The sequence below is a fragment of the Ohtaekwangia sp. genome, from assembly GCF_036786105.1.
In the GTDB taxonomy this organism is placed as follows: domain Bacteria; phylum Bacteroidota; class Bacteroidia; order Cytophagales; family Cyclobacteriaceae; genus Ohtaekwangia.
In genome coordinates this window covers 1-15,306 of the sequence record NZ_DAIQRQ010000088.1, presented here as the reverse complement: position 1 = coordinate 15,306, position 15,306 = coordinate 1, and the positions used below count along the sequence as shown (strand labels likewise).

Genomic DNA, 15,306 nt, shown 5'->3' with positions numbered 1-15,306 from the left:
TGTCGGGGTGGCCAGATTCGAACTGACGACCTCTTGGTCCCAAACCAAGCGCGATACCGGGCTACGCTACACCCCGAACTTAAAAGGGAGTGCAAAGATATAATTTTCTCTTTACCCAACCTTATTCTGAACCTAATATTCAGAATATTTTTTTAGTGATCCGGCAGGGACTCGAACCCCGAACCCTCAGCTTAGAAGGCTGATGCTCTATCCAGTTGAGCTACCGGACCCTATTGAGTCTTTTGTGTTGAGATCTTATTCAGAGTGGCTTCTATACATGCCTAACAGCATCTTGGAAACCTTCTCATAACGCTCGTATAAATCCTGCGCTTGTGTTAACGGGATGGAGTTTAATTCTCCCAACACCTGCAGAATTGCCACGCATTCGAAAACAGCACTTCGGGCAATTGTGATATAGTGCTTTTTATCTGCGGTGGTCATACGACCAGTACCTTCTGCCAGATTCAGCAAAATATCCATGCATGCTTTTTTCCACTGATCCTTTATATAGGGATCAAGCTTCTCGTTGGAGAAGATGATCTTCAGTGAATCTGTTACCAGATTTTTGGCGATCTGGTATACTTCTAGTTTTTCAAAATCAAACATGGCGCTGTTTTAGTCACAACATCACAACCCCGTTGGCGGAGAGGGGGGGATTCGAACCCCCGGTACCGGTTGCCCAGTACCGCAGTTTAGCAAACTGCTGGTTTAAGCCACTCACCCACCTCTCCAGGTTTTTTAGCTTATTATCAGACCTTTTTAGTCTGCACTTTTGGAAGAAAGCTCGTTTTTGATCTAAAAAGAGCCCTTTTTCAAAAAGGAAGTGCAAATATATAAGTTGGCAGTAAACTATCGCAACGTGTCGCAAAATGTTTTTTGGATTGATGCCATTACTGCCAACTTTTTAAGCACATGCGTTCAATTTTTTCTGATGTGATCAGCTCACTTGCGACCCCACACAATCACTTCTGCTTTTCGGTTCGCAGCATTTTTGGTGTCGTACCAGAATTCGATCTTGTCAATGAAGCGTTTGTTCCCTTTCAGATCGATCACGCGGCTGTCGGTGCCCTTTCCGAAATTGTGGCGAAGCTCTATTTCCTGCTGGCCGCCATTCTCGAAATATACGGTACACTTGTGCATGTTCAAGGCGCCACCGCGTACCACGATCTTGATCGCTTCAAAATAGCCATCGCGATACGATACGTTAATAACATCGCGGTCGAGTCCGAAATTTACTTTTCGTGAGCCGATCTCTACCCAATTATCGGCAATGGCAAAACTGCACAGGGCGATTGCAACGGCACTGATCATCAGTGCATACGAAATACTTTTGATTTTCATAGCAAGTATATATTTAGGTTTTTTTTTGGATGAATCGAAGTTAATTCTTTACAGCCGACTATGGCAGTGCGGTTTGCATTATTTTTCGAAGATGTTTCACCGGTAATAACTTTTGCGCTTCTGTGGCTTCAGCAAGGCACCGCTAAGGGCAGCGAAGCCTCCTACCAGCGCAGCCAGCAAGGCAGTCACAGTCATTAGCCAGATCTTTTCTTTTACAGGAAATATCAGCGCAACTTTACCAGCCAGATCAGTGGTGCTGTTGGCATCGAGCATCCACGCTTTAATGAACCACAGCAAGCCGATGGCGAGGAAGCCCGCCAGAAAATTCACGTTCGATTTCAACAGATAGCCTAATGCAAAAGCCGCCAGTGCTACACTATACCAGGGCAAAAACATCTCAAGTATATAGGCGAGAACAAATATGGCGATGGTTTGCAGGATGAATCTCATTTTGTTTCAGGGTTAAGCAGGAGAGAAGTTGTTGCAGAAGCTTCGGGCTGCTGTAGAAATAACAGCGGGTAATATTTACCGTCCACCCACGTATGAACCATGTTTATGTAGTGCGAGCTTCCGGGATTGCCAGACTGACCACCCGGGTAAACGCCCCACGCTTTTACACCATTTTTCTCAAGGCTCACAATCATTCGCCATGAAGGGCCATGTGTTTTGGAGTGAGCATTCACAATGTCGCGGTTGCCGCCCGCCAGTACGTGAACGCTGAGTGGTTCGAGCCGAAGTAAATGTCCTATGAAACTGTCTTTATATTGACCCCAATGCACAATATCGCCGTGCTCTTTCTTCCATGTACTTATATCCTGAACACCTAATGAGAATGCTTTGCGGATTACCTCGCGTGCCGTCTCTTTTTCAGGTGTGCCTTGTATATCAAAGAAGGTGAAGTCCGGTTTCTCTTTGATCAGGCGTATTGTGTTGAATGTTGTGGGGCGCGATAACGTGATGTTATTCTTTTCGAGTTCATCCCACGTAAGTGGCATCACATTATTCCACCAGGCTTCATAGTAGGCTGCCCCTTCGGAATCTTTATCGTTGATGTAATTCCAGTGCTTTAGAATGTTAAATGCTTTTACTTCATCAGGCGAGAGATGTGCTGAATCCAGCTGGCTTAGAAATATAGGTAAACTTTCAGATGCCTTCAGATTGAAGTTGTCATTCTGCAACCTCATCATATCTTCTACAGTGATCTTGTTCGAAGCAGCCAGCACAGCATTGATCCTTCTGTTTCGATAGGCTTCAAAATTTACACCGGTAATATAGTATGGATACGTTGCATCTACCGGATATTGATTGGCTGAACTGGCAAAGCCACGGGCGGGATTTTTATACTGTACATTCTGATCGAACGGTATATAGGCCTGCCAGCCGTTGCTGGTTTTGCTTCCGTCCAATACAAATTTTCCTTCGAGCGGTCTGCGTACCGGGTATTTTCCCTGAATGCGCATCGCTATATCTCCAGCGGCTGAAGCAAATACAAAGTTCTGCGGAGGTGTTGAGTAATGATTCAATGCATCGAGATAGTCGTTGTGATTTTTAGCACGATTGAGTTTATAGAAAGTCATGAGCTCTTCCGATTCATCGTGTGCCATCCACCGGAACGCGTATTGCTTGTGATTGTCTTTGTCCTTGAAATTTTCATCGTATGTTACCGGCCCCCAGTGTGTATAGGCCACGGTGTCGTAGAAAGTATCGGCACCGCGTACGATGATTCGCTCTGCTACTTTTTTGGTATCTGTCCATTTTCCATCGAGCATGTACTTATCACGTTTGCCATTTTCAAATTCAATCGCATACCAGTCAACCAGATCGCGTTGTGCGTTGGTAACACTCCATGCAACGGAATCGGTAAAGCCGATGATAATAGCAGGCGAGCCGGGTAGGGAAGCCCCCATGGCATTGGTGCCGGGCGCGTGTAATTGCACCACATACCATAGCGATGGTAATGATAAATTAAGATGTGGGTCACCACACAGTATAGGAGCACCGGTAGCTGTTTTGCTGCCGCTCACCGCCCAGTTATTGCTGCCGGTGGTAGGATCAGCGCCCGGTAATTTTGCTACTTGTATATACTCATCGGGCACGGCACGTGGAACAGAATCGAATGTTATGGGCTTAAACTTCCAGCCATTGGCATTGTCAACAATCGGGTCGCCAACCGGTTCACGATCCGGATATAGAAGCTCAAGTACATCTTTGCCGTATAGCTTCAGGGCGTTGGTCATCTCGATATCTTTATCGCCCATGCAAAGTGTCTTTGCCATGTTTTTCAAAAGCAGCGCGCATTTGAGCGTTGTCCACGGTTCGGGTTTATAGTCCAGCAGCTTGTATTCAAACGGCAGGTCTTTATCCTGTAATGTATTGATGTAGGCGTTTACTCCTTCGGTATATTTCTCCACCATCATTTTGGTGGTAGGATTTTTCATCATGCCGGTCAGTGCATGTTCAGCACCATATACCATACCGAGTCTGCGCGCAGCCCGGTCGTTCTCCAATGCTATAGCACCTACAATCTCGGATACTCTTCCTGCGGCAGCGTGCGTTTGGATTTCCATTTGCCACAGGCGGTCTCTGGCGGTAACATAGCCTTGTGCGAAGTATAAATCTTCATCGTTATTGGCAAATATATGCGGGATGCCTATGCTGTCGTAAAGAACCGTAACCTTGTCTTTTAATCCCGGAATAACCAGTGGTTCAGTATGTGTGGAATCATCTTTCTGTTCGATGTTCTGCCAGAAGCCGTGGAAGGGATCAAGGAATTTTCCAAGTGGCGGAAGCCGGTTTCCTTTCACGATCCAACTGTGGTCGAGCAGGTAAATGAGCGCAGCCGTAATCAGGAAAGAGAGCAAAAACTTGAAAACTTTCATGTACAGTTCAGGTTTGAGTGCTTGAAAGTAAAAACCTTTTTCTAATTTTCGGAGCACATTTCCGTGAATAACCGAACCCTTCAATCGATTTGAAACAGATTCTAGCAAAGTATACCAAGGAGCAGGTAAAGAAAGCCAGCAATATAAAGGCTATTTTTTTTGATGTAGATGGTGTGCTCTCCGAAGGAAAAATCATTTATGATGAGACTGGCAAAGAGATCAAGAACTTCAATGTGAAGGATGGTCAGATCATCAGTCATTTACGAAAAGCCGGCATCATTACCGGTGCTATCTCCGGGCGGGAATCAGGCGCTACCACCAAGCGTTGTGCTGAACTTAAGGTTGACTTCTGCCACCAGGGCATTCTCGACAAAGCTTCTACATTTGAAAAATTAGTAGAGCATTACAAGCTGAAAGCCAAAGAAGTAGTATTTATCGGGGACGATATTAACGATCTGGTTGTTTTCAGGCGCGCGGGGCTCAGCGTATGTCCTGCTGATACATTTGACTATATAAAAGACCGTGTTGACCTGGTAACGTTCGCCAAAGGTGGTAACGGTGTGCTGCGCGAAGTGGCCGACCTGGTGTTGTCTGCACGTGGAGAGTTTGAAAAGATTTTGAAAGTATAAACAACATGGAAATATTCAAGGATACAGTAAACATCGCAGACAAGATTACAGTGGGAGGTGACCGCATGGTTTTGTTTGCCGGGCCGTGTGCTGCAGAGAGCTATGAGATTTGTATAGAGACCGGCAGCAAAGTGAAAGCGTTGTGTGAGAAGCTCGACATTCAGTATGTTTTTAAATCATCATTCGATAAAGCCAACCGTACTTCATCCGGTTCATACCGCGGTCCATCCAAAGAAGACGGACTTGAAATACTCAGTCGCGTGAAGAAAGAACTTCACGTGCCGATCGTAACCGATGTACACGAGTCGTATCAATGTGCAGAGGTGGCAGAAGTGGCAGACGTATTGCAGATACCGGCATTTCTGTGTCGCCAGACTGATCTGTTGAAAGCGGCTGCACGTACAGGCAAAGCCGTCAAGATCAAGAAGGGACAATTCATGGCACCGGAAGATATGAAGTATGCTGTGGACAAGGTAAGGGGAGAAGGCAACCACAACGTGTTCCTCACCGAGCGCGGTGCAAGCTTCGGCTATCACACACTCATTGTGGATATACGTTCACTTCCCATTATGCGTCAATTTACGCCGGTGATCTTCGATGTAACACACTCTGTGCAACAGCCGGGCGGTAAAGGCGGATCTTCAGGAGGACAACGAGAGTTTGCTCCGTTCCTCGCCCGTGCTGCAGCCGCGGCTGGTGTAGATGGCTTCTTCATCGAAACCCATCCCAACCCCGACCAAGCCCTGAGCGATGGCCCGAACATGATACCACTTCACCAGATGGAAGATTTTTTGAAAATGCTGAAGCGCTATTGGGAAATAGGGAAATAGCTGCGAGTTATGAGCTGCGAGCTGTGAGATTAAAGAGGCTGCAGGGCTTCTGGCTGCTGGAAAAAATACAAAGAGGCTCGTCAATACTTGATGAGCTTCTTTGTTTCGTAGAAACACGTACTCCAAACTACCCCCGTACTTCTAGCAGCTCGCAGCTTGAGGCTCGCAGGCTCTTTACAAACATCCGTTTGGAAGAAGAAAATTTTAGCATCAACTTCTTCAATTCTTCTTGTAGACTTCCTCTTTCGTTCTACCTTTGCCAATACTCTACAAGATTAGTGGTTTATGGATCGTTCAGGTAGTACATGTATCAACACATGCCGCCACGCGGATGGAAAGAGAATAGAAAAATCAATCACGGATTTACATTTCTGTAAACCCGTTTGTTGTTGCTAACATCTGAGCATCAGCAGTTTTTTCTAATTCATCCACCTAAATTTTTGAAGTCCTTTGAATCACATTTACCCCATAAAAACCAAAGTAAGCAAAGAGCAGCGCGAGGCGCTTTCAAAGCAGCGTGCACGTTTGATCTGGTTTACTGGATTATCCGGCTCTGGCAAATCAACCTTGGCCGTGCAACTCGAAGCGCAGCTCCATGCAGAAGGATTTAAAACCTATTTGCTCGATGGCGACAACGTGCGTGCCGGCCTTAACAAAGACCTCACGTTTACTGATGAAGGCCGCGTAGAGAACATTCGCAGAATAGGAGAGGTATCGAAGTTGTTGCTGGATGCAGGCGTTATTGTGCTCTCTGCATTCATCTCTCCGTTTCATGCCGATCGCGAGCAGGTAAAAAATATAGTAGGTGCAGAGAACTATATTGAAGTATTTGTTGATACACCGCTGGAAGTATGCGAGCAGCGCGATGTAAAAGGTCTTTATAAAAAAGCGCGTGCCGGAGAAGTGAAGAACTTTACCGGTATAGATTCTCCCTATGAGGCGCCCGAGCGTGCCGATATTGTTATACCGACCGATCGCGTGCCGGTGGAAGAAGCCGTAGAGCAACTGATGCAGTATATTTTACCAAAAGTTACCTGGATAGGGTAAGGGTAACTTCAATTTATCAACCAGAATACAACTTAGAATGAGCCACCAATATTATCTGAGTCATTTAAAGGAACTGGAAGCGGAAGCAATCTTTGTGATCCGTGAAGTAGTAGCCCAGTTCGAACGGCCCGCATTGTTATTCTCCGGAGGGAAAGACTCCATCGTGCTGGCCTATCTTTCGCGCAAAGCGTTTGCTCCTGCCAAAATCCCCTTTCCATTGGTACATATTGATACCGGACATAACTTTCCGGAGACGATGGAATATCGCGACTGGCTTGTGAACGAGTTGGGTGTAAAACTCATTGTTGGTTCGGTGCAGGAAAGTATAGATAAAGGTCGCGCCAAAGAAGAGACCGGTTACAATGCAAGCCGTAATGCCCTGCAGACTGTAACACTGCTCGATACGATTGAACAATATAAATTCGATGCAGCCATGGGCGGTGCCAGACGCGATGAAGAGAAAGCCCGCGCAAAGGAACGCTTCTTCTCGCACCGGGATGAATTCGGACAGTGGGACCCGAAAAATCAGCGTCCGGAGCTTTGGAATTTATTCAACGGACGTAAACATATAGGTGAGCACTTCCGTGTATTTCCGATCTCGAACTGGACGGAGATGGATGTGTGGCAATATATACACCAGGAAAATATACCGATTCCGAAATTATACTATTCACACGAACGTGAAGTAATCATCCGCGATGGCGCGATACTCTCAACATCACCGTGGCTGAAACTGAAACCGGATGAAGTGCCGATGAAGATGACGGTGCGTTTCAGAACGTGTGGCGATATGCCTATTACCGGAGCTGTGCTGTCTGACGCAGATTCGATCGAGAAGATCATTGCGGAAGTAGCTGCATCGCGCAAAACAGAACGCGGTACACGTGCGGATGATAAACGTTCGGAAACAGCCATGGAAGACCGCAAGAAATCCGGTTACTTCTAGGAGTATATTTTCAATCTTAAATCTGCCAATTACATGAGCTCATATATCAATAATCAGCTTCTTCGCTTTACTACTGCCGGTAGTGTGGACGATGGAAAAAGTACATTGATCGGTCGCTTGCTATACGACAGCAAATCGATCTTTGAAGATCAGCTGGAAGCTGTGGAGGCATCCAGTGCCAAGAAAGGATTTGATTATGTAGACCTTTCATTATTAACCGATGGCCTGAAGTCTGAACGCGAGCAGGGTATTACCATTGATGTGGCGTATCGCTACTTTGCTACGCCCAAGCGCAAGTTCATCATTGCCGATACACCGGGACACATTCAATATACCCGTAACATGGTAACGGGAGCTTCTACTGCCAACCTCGCACTCATTCTGATCGATGCGCGCAAAGGACTGGTGGAGCAAACGTATCGCCACTCGTTTATAGCATCGCTGCTTAAAATACCGCACATCATTGTTTGCGTAAACAAGATGGACCTTGTTGATTACAATGAAGAAGTATTTGAACGCATCATGGAAGAGTATAAAGCGTTCTCTTCCAAACTGGAGGTATCTGACATACAATTTGTGCCGATCAGCGCGCTGGTAGGCGATAACGTAGTGAACCGTTCCGAGAATATGGACTGGTATCAGGGCGCAACCTTACTGCACATGCTGGAGACGGTACATATTGAGAGTGACCACAACCATATCGATAGTCGTTTTCCGGTACAGTATGTTATTCGCCCGCAGTCCAAAGAGCATCATGACTTCAGAGGCTATGCAGGGCGCGTATCCGGTGGAATTTTTCGTCCGGGAGAAGACGTGCTTGTGCTCCCTTCCGGTTTTCAGTCAAAAGTAAAAGATATATACTTTGGCAGTGAAAAAGTGGAGGAGGCATTTGCTCCGATGTCGGTTACGATCACACTCGAAGATGAGATCGACATCAGTCGCGGCGATATCATCGCCAAGCCCAACAATCATCCGCAGGCCGAGCAGGATATAGACCTGATGCTTTGCTGGATGAACCAGCGGCCGGTAAACCTTAACACGAAGTTCTTTGTGCGCCACACCTCACGCGAAGTAAAAGGTGTGTTGAAAGAGATCCAATACAAGCTCGACATTAACACGCTGCACCGTGCAGAGAATGTAGATCATCTTACCATGAACGACATTGCACGGGTGCGCATCCGCACAGCCCAGCCGTTGCTGTTCGATAGCTATCGCAAGAACCGTATCACCGGAAGCGTGATCCTCGTAGATGAAGGCACGAATGAAACGGTAGCTGCGGGGATGATCGTTTGATGACCGACATGGACTATCAATTGCTCCTGCCACTTGCACTACAGGCATCGGAAGCTGCGGCAGAGAAAATCCTGGAAGTTTATCATTCCGGTAATTTTCAGGCAGAAGCCAAAGGCGACAATTCTCCCGTAACGCTGGCCGATAAACAAGCACATGAGGTTATTACTGAGACATTGCAACCTTCAGGATTGCCTGTATTAAGTGAAGAAGGAAAAACCATTCCCTACGAAGAGCGAAAGCATTGGGAACACTTCTGGATGGTTGATCCACTCGATGGCACCAAAGAGTTTCTGAAACGCAACGGAGAGTTTACCGTAAATATAGCGTTGATCCGGCAGGGCGTGCCTGTATTAGGCGTTGTGCTGGTACCCGTTACCGGCGATATATATTTTGGTGCCGAAGGAACAGGCGCCTTTGTAAAAAGAATGCAGATAACCAGCAAGCTCGGTCACAGATTGCCCATCGATTTACAACAGCCGGGCCTTCGCGTGGTAGCTTCGCGCTCGCACATGAATGACGAGACAAGAGCATTCATCCAATCCTTGAAACAACCTTCGTTGGTATCGCAGGGTAGCAGCCTCAAGTTTATGCTGCTCGCAGAAAACAAAGCTGATGTTTACCCCCGATATGCACCTACCATGGAGTGGGATACTGCCGCTGCCCATGCCATTCTGCATGAGGTGGGGATGAAGGTATACCACCTCGGCCGCGGCAATGAGGAGTTGCTTTACAACAAGGAAACCCTGCTCAATCCATATTTCCTGGTCCGATAACATCCCTTCCAAAGGCCTCAAAATCACAGGTTTTAACACTCGTAATAAAATTCTTCAAAAAAAACGCTCATTATTTCGAAACCGTTATTAACTTAACACCGTTAATTAAATTGTTACTCGCAAAAAGTCATGACCATTGCATCCAGAAAAGAGCGTCAGAAAGAAGAGTTGAGATCACGGATCCTTCAGGCTGCTAAGGAATTGTTTATTGAGCGCGGTTTTGAAGACACCTCCATCCGCAACATTGCAGAGCGCATCGAGTACTCACCCACTACAATCTATCTATACTTTAAAGACAAAGACGATATCTTCCGGGCATTGCACCTGGAAGGGTTCATCCTGCTCAATCAATACTTTCGTGCGCTGGAACATGTGCAGGATCCATTCGAGCGGCTCAAAGCTGTCTGCAAGACCTACATCAATTTTGCACGTGAAAATGGAGAGTTTTATGACCTGATGTTCATTAATCGTTCTCCGATCAATGCCATTACGAAAGATGAATCGAAGTGGGAGGAAGGTCAGCGTGCATTCGGGTTTCTTGTGAATACTGTGCAGCAGTGCATTGACAAAGGATACTTTGAAGGCATGGATGCCGAGGTGCTGTCTTTCACCTTATGGTCGATGGTGCACGGTATCTGCTCGCTCAAAATACGTAACCGCTGCGATGACGTGGTGACTGAAGCTACCCGCATCGACCTGGATAAGAAAGCTGCCGACATTATTGTGCAAATTTTAGATCGCATGCACCCCAAAAAGATACAATAAATTTTTTTGCTCTACGACTTAACACTGTAAACTAAAATATCGATGAAAACCTTTTCCCTGAAGACCCTAATTACACTTTCCTGGCTGGCGATTGTGCTTCTCGCCACAGCCGTGCAGGCACAGCCCGCATTGGAGAGTTATGTACAAGAAGGCCTGAAGAGCAACCAGGTACTGCAGCAGAAGAGCATTTCTTTGCAGCAGGCGCAGCAATCATTGCAGATCGCAAGAACCTATTTCCTGCCATCTGTTACTTTATTAGGCGACTATACATCAGGAGAAGGCGGGCGTTCCATTGCTATACCCATCGGCGATCTGCTGAACCCGGTATATACCTCGCTGAACCAGATGACCAACAGCGATGCCTTTCCGCATGTGGAGAATGTAAAACAGAATTTCTTTCCCAGGAATTTTTACGATGCACGGGTGCGCACGTCTATGCCCATTATTAACACCGATCTATACCTCAACCGAACGATACAAAGTCAGCAGGTAATGATGAAGGAGTTTGAAGTAGAGTTATACAAACGCGAACTCGTGCTCAACATCAAAGAGGCTTATTACAACTACCTCTCCGCTGTGGCCGCAGTAGGTATATATGAAAGCGGGCTTGGTCTGGTAAATAAAAATGTGGCGATAAACGAATCACTGCTGCGCAATGGTAAAAGCCTTCCGGCTAATTACCTACGCTCGAAGAGTGAAGCTGAACGCGTGAAATCAGAGTTGAACAGCGCACAAAATAAAGTTGCCAACGCGAAAAAGTATTTCAACTTCCTGCTCAATAAAGATCTGGATTCACCCATCAACGCCACAGTAGATGATTTGCAGGAAGCTGCTATAGCCGATACCACGGCCTCTACCGTGCAACAGCGCGAAGAGTTGCAGATGATCCAGACGGCACGTGCCATCAATCAATCATCGTTGCGCATGAACCGACTGTCGCGCGTGCCGAAAGTAAATGCGTTTATTGACCTCGGCTCGCAGGCATCCAACTGGCAAGTGAACCACGATTCCCGCTATTATCTCGTAGGCGTAAATCTTTCGCTGCCGTTGTTCCAGGGCTTTCGTAACAACATGAACATTCGCCAGAGCAAACTGGAAATACAGAAGACTGAATTTAATCTGCAGAACACCACACGACAGCTTCAGTTATCGGTGTCTATAGCGCGCAATAATCTGCATACCACCATTCAAAATTATGCGGCTTCTCAGGAACAATTGAAATCGGCACAGAGCTATTTCAACCTGATCGATAAAGGATACCAGCAAGGCGTTAATACCCTCATTGAGTTTCTCGATGCACGCAATCAGCTCACCGCATCACAGCTTCAGCAAAGCCTTCGCTTGTTCGAAATGCTAACGGCGCAGGCAAGGCTCGAACGCGAAACTGCTTCCTATACACTTTAAAAAATCATCTCACCTAAAACATTGTATACTCGTATGAAAAAATTCACCACTCACTTCACCGCTACAGCGTTGATCCTCGCGCTGCTGCTGCTTCTGCTACAGGCTTGTACCGATAGCAAAGGAAAAACCGTAAGCATTCCATCCGGTGCTGATCCTGTTCCGGTAAAAGTAATGGCTCTCGAAAAAACATCAGCTGCCAGCGCCATCAAAGCCTCCGGACAGTTAACTACCGATGACGAGACTGTATTGTCGTTCAAGATCGGAGGTGTAGTAAATACCGTGCTGGTAAAAGAGGGCGATCGTGTACAGAAAGGTCAGCTATTAGCAACCCTGAATCTTACCGAGATCAACACTCAAGTGTCGCAGGCACGGCACGGTTACGAGAAGGCACAACGCGACTTTCAACGCGTTACCAATTTGTATAAAGATAGTGTGGCCACACTCGAACAACTCCAAAATGCAGAAACAGCTTTTGCCGTAGCGAAAGAACAATTACAGGCAGCTACCTTCAACAGAAGCTTTGCCGAGATACATGCACCGGAGAGTGGCTATGTATTGCACAAGTTTGTAAATGCAGGGCAGGTGGTCAGCACCGGCAATCCTATACTTACTACCAATGGTGCAGCAAAAGGCAAGTGGGTATTAAAAGTAAGTGTAAGCGATAAGCAATGGAGCACAGTTAATCTGCAGGATGCTGCGGTTGTACAGATTGATGCATTCCCCGGCAAAACATTTCAGGCAGTAGTAAGTCGTAAGTCAGAAACATCCGATGTGCAGACCGGTACATTTACCATCGAGCTGCAATTGAAAACAGAAGGTATAAAACTGGCTTCCGGTATGTTTGCACAGGCTACTATTCAATCCGGCAAACCGGTTTCATCATGGAGTGTTCCTTACGAAGCCGTGCTGGATGCCAATGATAACGAAGGCTTTGTGTTTGTTACCTCCGACCGCAAGACCGCGCGCAAGCAGCCCGTGGTAATTGAATCGTTCAATGGCCAGACCATACGCATCAGCAAAGGTCTTGAAGAAGCCGACGCACTGATCGTTGCCGGCAGTGCTTATCTCTCCGATAATTCTCCCATCACCATTGTAAAATAACTGCGCTATGAAAATTTCAGAATATGCAGTAAAGAACTACCAGTTCACGCTGGTAATGTTCCTCATGGCAGTGGCACTGGGTATAACAACATTGTTTACCATGCCGCGCAGCGAAGACCCGGAAGTGGAGTCGCCACAGTATGCCATCATCGTGGTATATCCCGGTACAAGCCCCAAAGACATGGAAGAGCTTATTGTTGATCCGGTAGAAGAAAAGATCAACGAGCTGGAAGATATGAAGCGCGTGCGCACCACCATCAGCGATGGTTTGGCGGTGTTTCGCGTAGAATATAAATATGAAAGCGATCCAGATGAAAAATACCAGGAACTGGTGCGCGAGATCAACAGCCTTCGTCCGGAATTGCCAAGCGACATCTATAGTCTTGAGATCAACAAGTTTCAACCTTCAGATGTTAATGTCGTGCAAATAGCGCTTATATCAGAGAATGCTTCGCGCACCCGTATGAAATATTATGCGGAGGAATTGAAAGATCAACTCGAACGTATACCGTTGCTGAAGAACGTGGAGGTACAGGGACTTCCGGAACAGATCGTGCGCATTGAGCTTCGCCTCGAAAAAATAGCGCAGATGCATATACCACTCGATGCCATCATGGGCAGCCTGCAAAGCGAGATGGCCAATATACCCGGCGGAAGTGTGGAAGCTGGCTCAAAGTCGTTCAGCGTAAAAACCAGTGGTAACTATAAATCCCTCGAAGAAATTCAGAACACCATTGTATACTCTGCCAACAATAAAAATATACAGCTTAAAGATGTAGCCGATGCCTACACTACGTTTGAAGAAACAAAGCACATCACACGACTGAACGGACATCGCTGCGTGTTTGTAGTAGCGGCACAGAAGCCGGGCCTGAACATAACCAACACCCAGAAGGTATATAAACCAGTGCTTGAAACGTTCGCTACCACATTGCCATCGAATATTGATATGGTACACCATTTCGATCAGGCCGACAATGTAAATGGTCGTCTGTCCGGATTGGGTAAAGATTTTCTGATCGCAATTCTGTTAGTGTCAATTACACTGCTGCCCTTGGGCTGGCGTGCTGCTACGGTGGTGATGATCTCTATACCATTATCACTGGCCATTGGTTTGGTGTTGTTGAATTTGTTAGGCATCAACCTCAACCAGTTAAGTATAGTGGGGCTTGTTGTAGCGTTAGGTTTACTGGTAGACGACAGCATTGTGGTAGTCGAAAACATTGAACGCTGGATGCGCGAAGGACACACGCGACTGGATGCTACGCTCAAAGCTACACGACAAATTGGTTTGGCTGTAGTGGGTTGTACCGTAACACTGATCATCGCTTTTATGCCACTGGTATTTTTACCCGAAGGGGCCGGTGATTTTATCCGTGGTTTACCCATGGCGGTGATCATGGCTGTGCTCGCTTCCATGCTTGTATCCATTACAGTAATTCCATTCCTGTCAAGCCGTATACTGAAAACCCATGAGCATGCAGATGGTAATGTATTTCTCCGTGTGTTGCAGAAGATGATCCACGGCAGCTATGCGCGCCTGCTGGACAAAGCGTTGAAGTATCCCATTGTTACCACCGTGGTTGCTGGTTTGATATTCTTCGGTTCGTTGCAATTGTTTCCCGTGATTGGCTTTGCCTTGTTCCCCGCGTCTGAGAAACCACAGTTCATCATCAATACCATTACACCGTTGCAAACCAACCTGGAACAGACGGATTCGGTTTCCCGATACGTTGAGCGCGTGGTGAGTAAAATTCCGGAAGTAAAATTCTATGCATCCAATGTCGGAAAGGGAAATCCGAGAGTATACTATAACGTTTCGCAGGAGAACGAGCGCACTGATTTTGCACAGACCTTTGTACAACTGGATGAACACACATCACCTGACAAGAAGCTTGAGATCATCAACAAACTGCGGGAAGAGTTTCATCAGTATGCAGGCGCAAAAATTGAAGTAAAGAATTTTGAGCAAGGTCCTCCGGTAGTAGCACCGGTAGAGGTACGGTTGTTTGGCGACAACCTCGATACCTTGCGGGCATTGGCCGGCCGCGTGGAAAGCATGATGCAGCAAACCGAGGGTACACTCTATGTGAACAACCCGGTAAGCAATCTCAAAAGCGATATGCGCGTGGTAATTAACCAGGAGAAAGCACGCATGACGGGCATCAACACCGTAGATATAGATCGCACCATTCGCCTGGCCATTGCCGGGCTCAATGTCGGCAATTTTTCTGATGCGGAAGGCGAAGACTATGATATATACCTTACCACACCGAAGCAGGAACGCGCCACACTTGC

General features: G+C 46.7%; 14 protein-coding genes and 3 tRNA genes. 10 read left to right on the top strand and 7 right to left on the bottom strand.

The genetic code is table 11. The annotated features are described in order from the left end of the window. Window positions 1–2: 2 nt before the first annotated feature. From V7Q33_RS21875 to V7Q33_RS21845, 7 genes are all read right to left on the bottom strand, one after another. A tRNA-Pro gene (locus V7Q33_RS21875) sits at window positions 3–76 on the bottom strand. An 80-nt stretch (window positions 77–156) separates the two neighbouring features. Continuing rightward, window positions 157–230: transfer RNA gene (locus V7Q33_RS21870), tRNA-Arg, on the bottom strand. A 25-nt stretch (window positions 231–255) separates the two neighbouring features. After that, window positions 256–606, bottom strand: a complete 351-nt coding sequence (locus tag V7Q33_RS21865) for a four helix bundle protein (RefSeq protein WP_331983095.1) — start codon at window positions 604–606, stop codon at window positions 256–258. Between the two features lie 33 nt (window positions 607–639). After that, window positions 640–731: transfer RNA gene (locus V7Q33_RS21860), tRNA-Ser, on the bottom strand. A gap of 211 nt (window positions 732–942) precedes the next feature. Next, window positions 943–1,341, bottom strand: a complete 399-nt coding sequence (locus V7Q33_RS21855) for a DUF2541 family protein (RefSeq protein ID WP_331983093.1) — start codon at window positions 1,339–1,341, stop codon at window positions 943–945. A 96-nt stretch (window positions 1,342–1,437) separates the two neighbouring features. Continuing rightward, window positions 1,438–1,791 carry a hypothetical protein gene (locus V7Q33_RS21850; protein WP_333821266.1) on the bottom strand — a complete coding sequence of 118 codons (354 nt, stop codon included), beginning with the start codon at window positions 1,789–1,791 and terminating at the stop codon, window positions 1,438–1,440. Next, window positions 1,788–4,220 (bottom strand): penicillin acylase family protein, encoded by a 2,433-nt coding sequence (locus tag V7Q33_RS21845; protein ID WP_333821264.1) that lies wholly within the window; start codon window positions 4,218–4,220, stop codon window positions 1,788–1,790. Before V7Q33_RS21845 ends, V7Q33_RS21850 begins: the two co-directional genes overlap by 4 nt. A gap of 89 nt (window positions 4,221–4,309) precedes the next feature. Here V7Q33_RS21845 and V7Q33_RS21840 point away from each other — a divergent pair, with 89 nt between their 5' ends. From V7Q33_RS21840 to V7Q33_RS21795, 10 genes are all read left to right on the top strand, one after another. Next, window positions 4,310–4,849: a KdsC family phosphatase gene (locus V7Q33_RS21840; protein WP_331983087.1), complete on the top strand. Its 540-nt coding sequence runs from the start codon at window positions 4,310–4,312 to the stop codon at window positions 4,847–4,849. 5 nt (window positions 4,850–4,854) lie between these two features. Further along, on the top strand, window positions 4,855–5,679 hold the full coding sequence (gene kdsA, locus V7Q33_RS21835; protein WP_333821263.1) for a 3-deoxy-8-phosphooctulonate synthase: 825 nt from the start codon (window positions 4,855–4,857) through the stop codon (window positions 5,677–5,679). Window positions 5,680–6,129: 450 nt separating this feature from the next. Beyond that, window positions 6,130–6,726: an adenylyl-sulfate kinase gene (cysC, locus tag V7Q33_RS21830; RefSeq protein ID WP_331983083.1), complete on the top strand. Its 597-nt coding sequence runs from the start codon at window positions 6,130–6,132 to the stop codon at window positions 6,724–6,726. Between the two features lie 37 nt (window positions 6,727–6,763). Then, window positions 6,764–7,672, top strand: a complete 909-nt coding sequence (gene cysD, locus V7Q33_RS21825) for a sulfate adenylyltransferase subunit CysD (protein ID WP_331983081.1) — start codon at window positions 6,764–6,766, stop codon at window positions 7,670–7,672. Window positions 7,673–7,705: 33 nt separating this feature from the next. Then, a complete protein-coding gene (gene cysN, locus V7Q33_RS21820) occupies window positions 7,706–8,965 on the top strand; it encodes a sulfate adenylyltransferase subunit CysN (RefSeq protein WP_331983079.1) in 1,260 nt (419 codons plus the stop codon). Between the two features lie 8 nt (window positions 8,966–8,973). Next, window positions 8,974–9,738 carry a 3'(2'),5'-bisphosphate nucleotidase CysQ gene (gene cysQ / locus V7Q33_RS21815; RefSeq protein ID WP_333821261.1) on the top strand — a complete coding sequence of 255 codons (765 nt, stop codon included), beginning with the start codon at window positions 8,974–8,976 and terminating at the stop codon, window positions 9,736–9,738. A 129-nt stretch (window positions 9,739–9,867) separates the two neighbouring features. Continuing rightward, window positions 9,868–10,503 carry a TetR/AcrR family transcriptional regulator gene (locus V7Q33_RS21810; RefSeq protein ID WP_333821260.1) on the top strand — a complete coding sequence of 212 codons (636 nt, stop codon included), beginning with the start codon at window positions 9,868–9,870 and terminating at the stop codon, window positions 10,501–10,503. Window positions 10,504–10,545: 42 nt separating this feature from the next. After that, window positions 10,546–11,907, top strand: coding sequence for a TolC family protein (locus V7Q33_RS21805; protein ID WP_333821259.1), 1,362 nt, complete (start codon window positions 10,546–10,548; stop codon window positions 11,905–11,907). Between the two features lie 33 nt (window positions 11,908–11,940). Then, entirely contained in the window at window positions 11,941–13,008 is a 1,068-nt protein-coding gene (locus V7Q33_RS21800; protein WP_333821258.1) for an efflux RND transporter periplasmic adaptor subunit, read from the top strand. Between the two features lie 7 nt (window positions 13,009–13,015). After that, window positions 13,016–15,306 (top strand): efflux RND transporter permease subunit (locus V7Q33_RS21795; protein ID WP_333821257.1); only part of this gene is annotated, 2,291 nt, incomplete at its 3' end.

What these genes read in the sequence shown, in the direction of transcription:
- V7Q33_RS21865 (WP_331983095.1), bottom strand. Translation starts at nt 606, where the DNA reads ATGTTTGATTTTGAAAAACTAGAAGTATACCAGATCGCCAAAAATCTG.
- V7Q33_RS21855 (WP_331983093.1), bottom strand. Translation starts at nt 1,341, where the DNA reads ATGAAAATCAAAAGTATTTCGTATGCACTGATGATCAGTGCCGTTGCA.
- V7Q33_RS21850 (WP_333821266.1), bottom strand. Translation starts at nt 1,791, where the DNA reads ATGAGATTCATCCTGCAAACCATCGCCATATTTGTTCTCGCCTATATA.
- V7Q33_RS21845 (WP_333821264.1), bottom strand. Translation starts at nt 4,220, where the DNA reads ATGAAAGTTTTCAAGTTTTTGCTCTCTTTCCTGATTACGGCTGCGCTC.
- kdsA (WP_333821263.1), top strand. Translation starts at nt 4,855, where the DNA reads ATGGAAATATTCAAGGATACAGTAAACATCGCAGACAAGATTACAGTG.
- cysD (WP_331983081.1), top strand. Translation starts at nt 6,764, where the DNA reads ATGAGCCACCAATATTATCTGAGTCATTTAAAGGAACTGGAAGCGGAA.
- cysN (WP_331983079.1), top strand. Translation starts at nt 7,706, where the DNA reads ATGAGCTCATATATCAATAATCAGCTTCTTCGCTTTACTACTGCCGGT.
- cysQ (WP_333821261.1), top strand. Translation starts at nt 8,974, where the DNA reads ATGGACTATCAATTGCTCCTGCCACTTGCACTACAGGCATCGGAAGCT.
- V7Q33_RS21810 (WP_333821260.1), top strand. Translation starts at nt 9,868, where the DNA reads ATGACCATTGCATCCAGAAAAGAGCGTCAGAAAGAAGAGTTGAGATCA.
- V7Q33_RS21805 (WP_333821259.1), top strand. Translation starts at nt 10,546, where the DNA reads ATGAAAACCTTTTCCCTGAAGACCCTAATTACACTTTCCTGGCTGGCG.
- V7Q33_RS21800 (WP_333821258.1), top strand. Translation starts at nt 11,941, where the DNA reads ATGAAAAAATTCACCACTCACTTCACCGCTACAGCGTTGATCCTCGCG.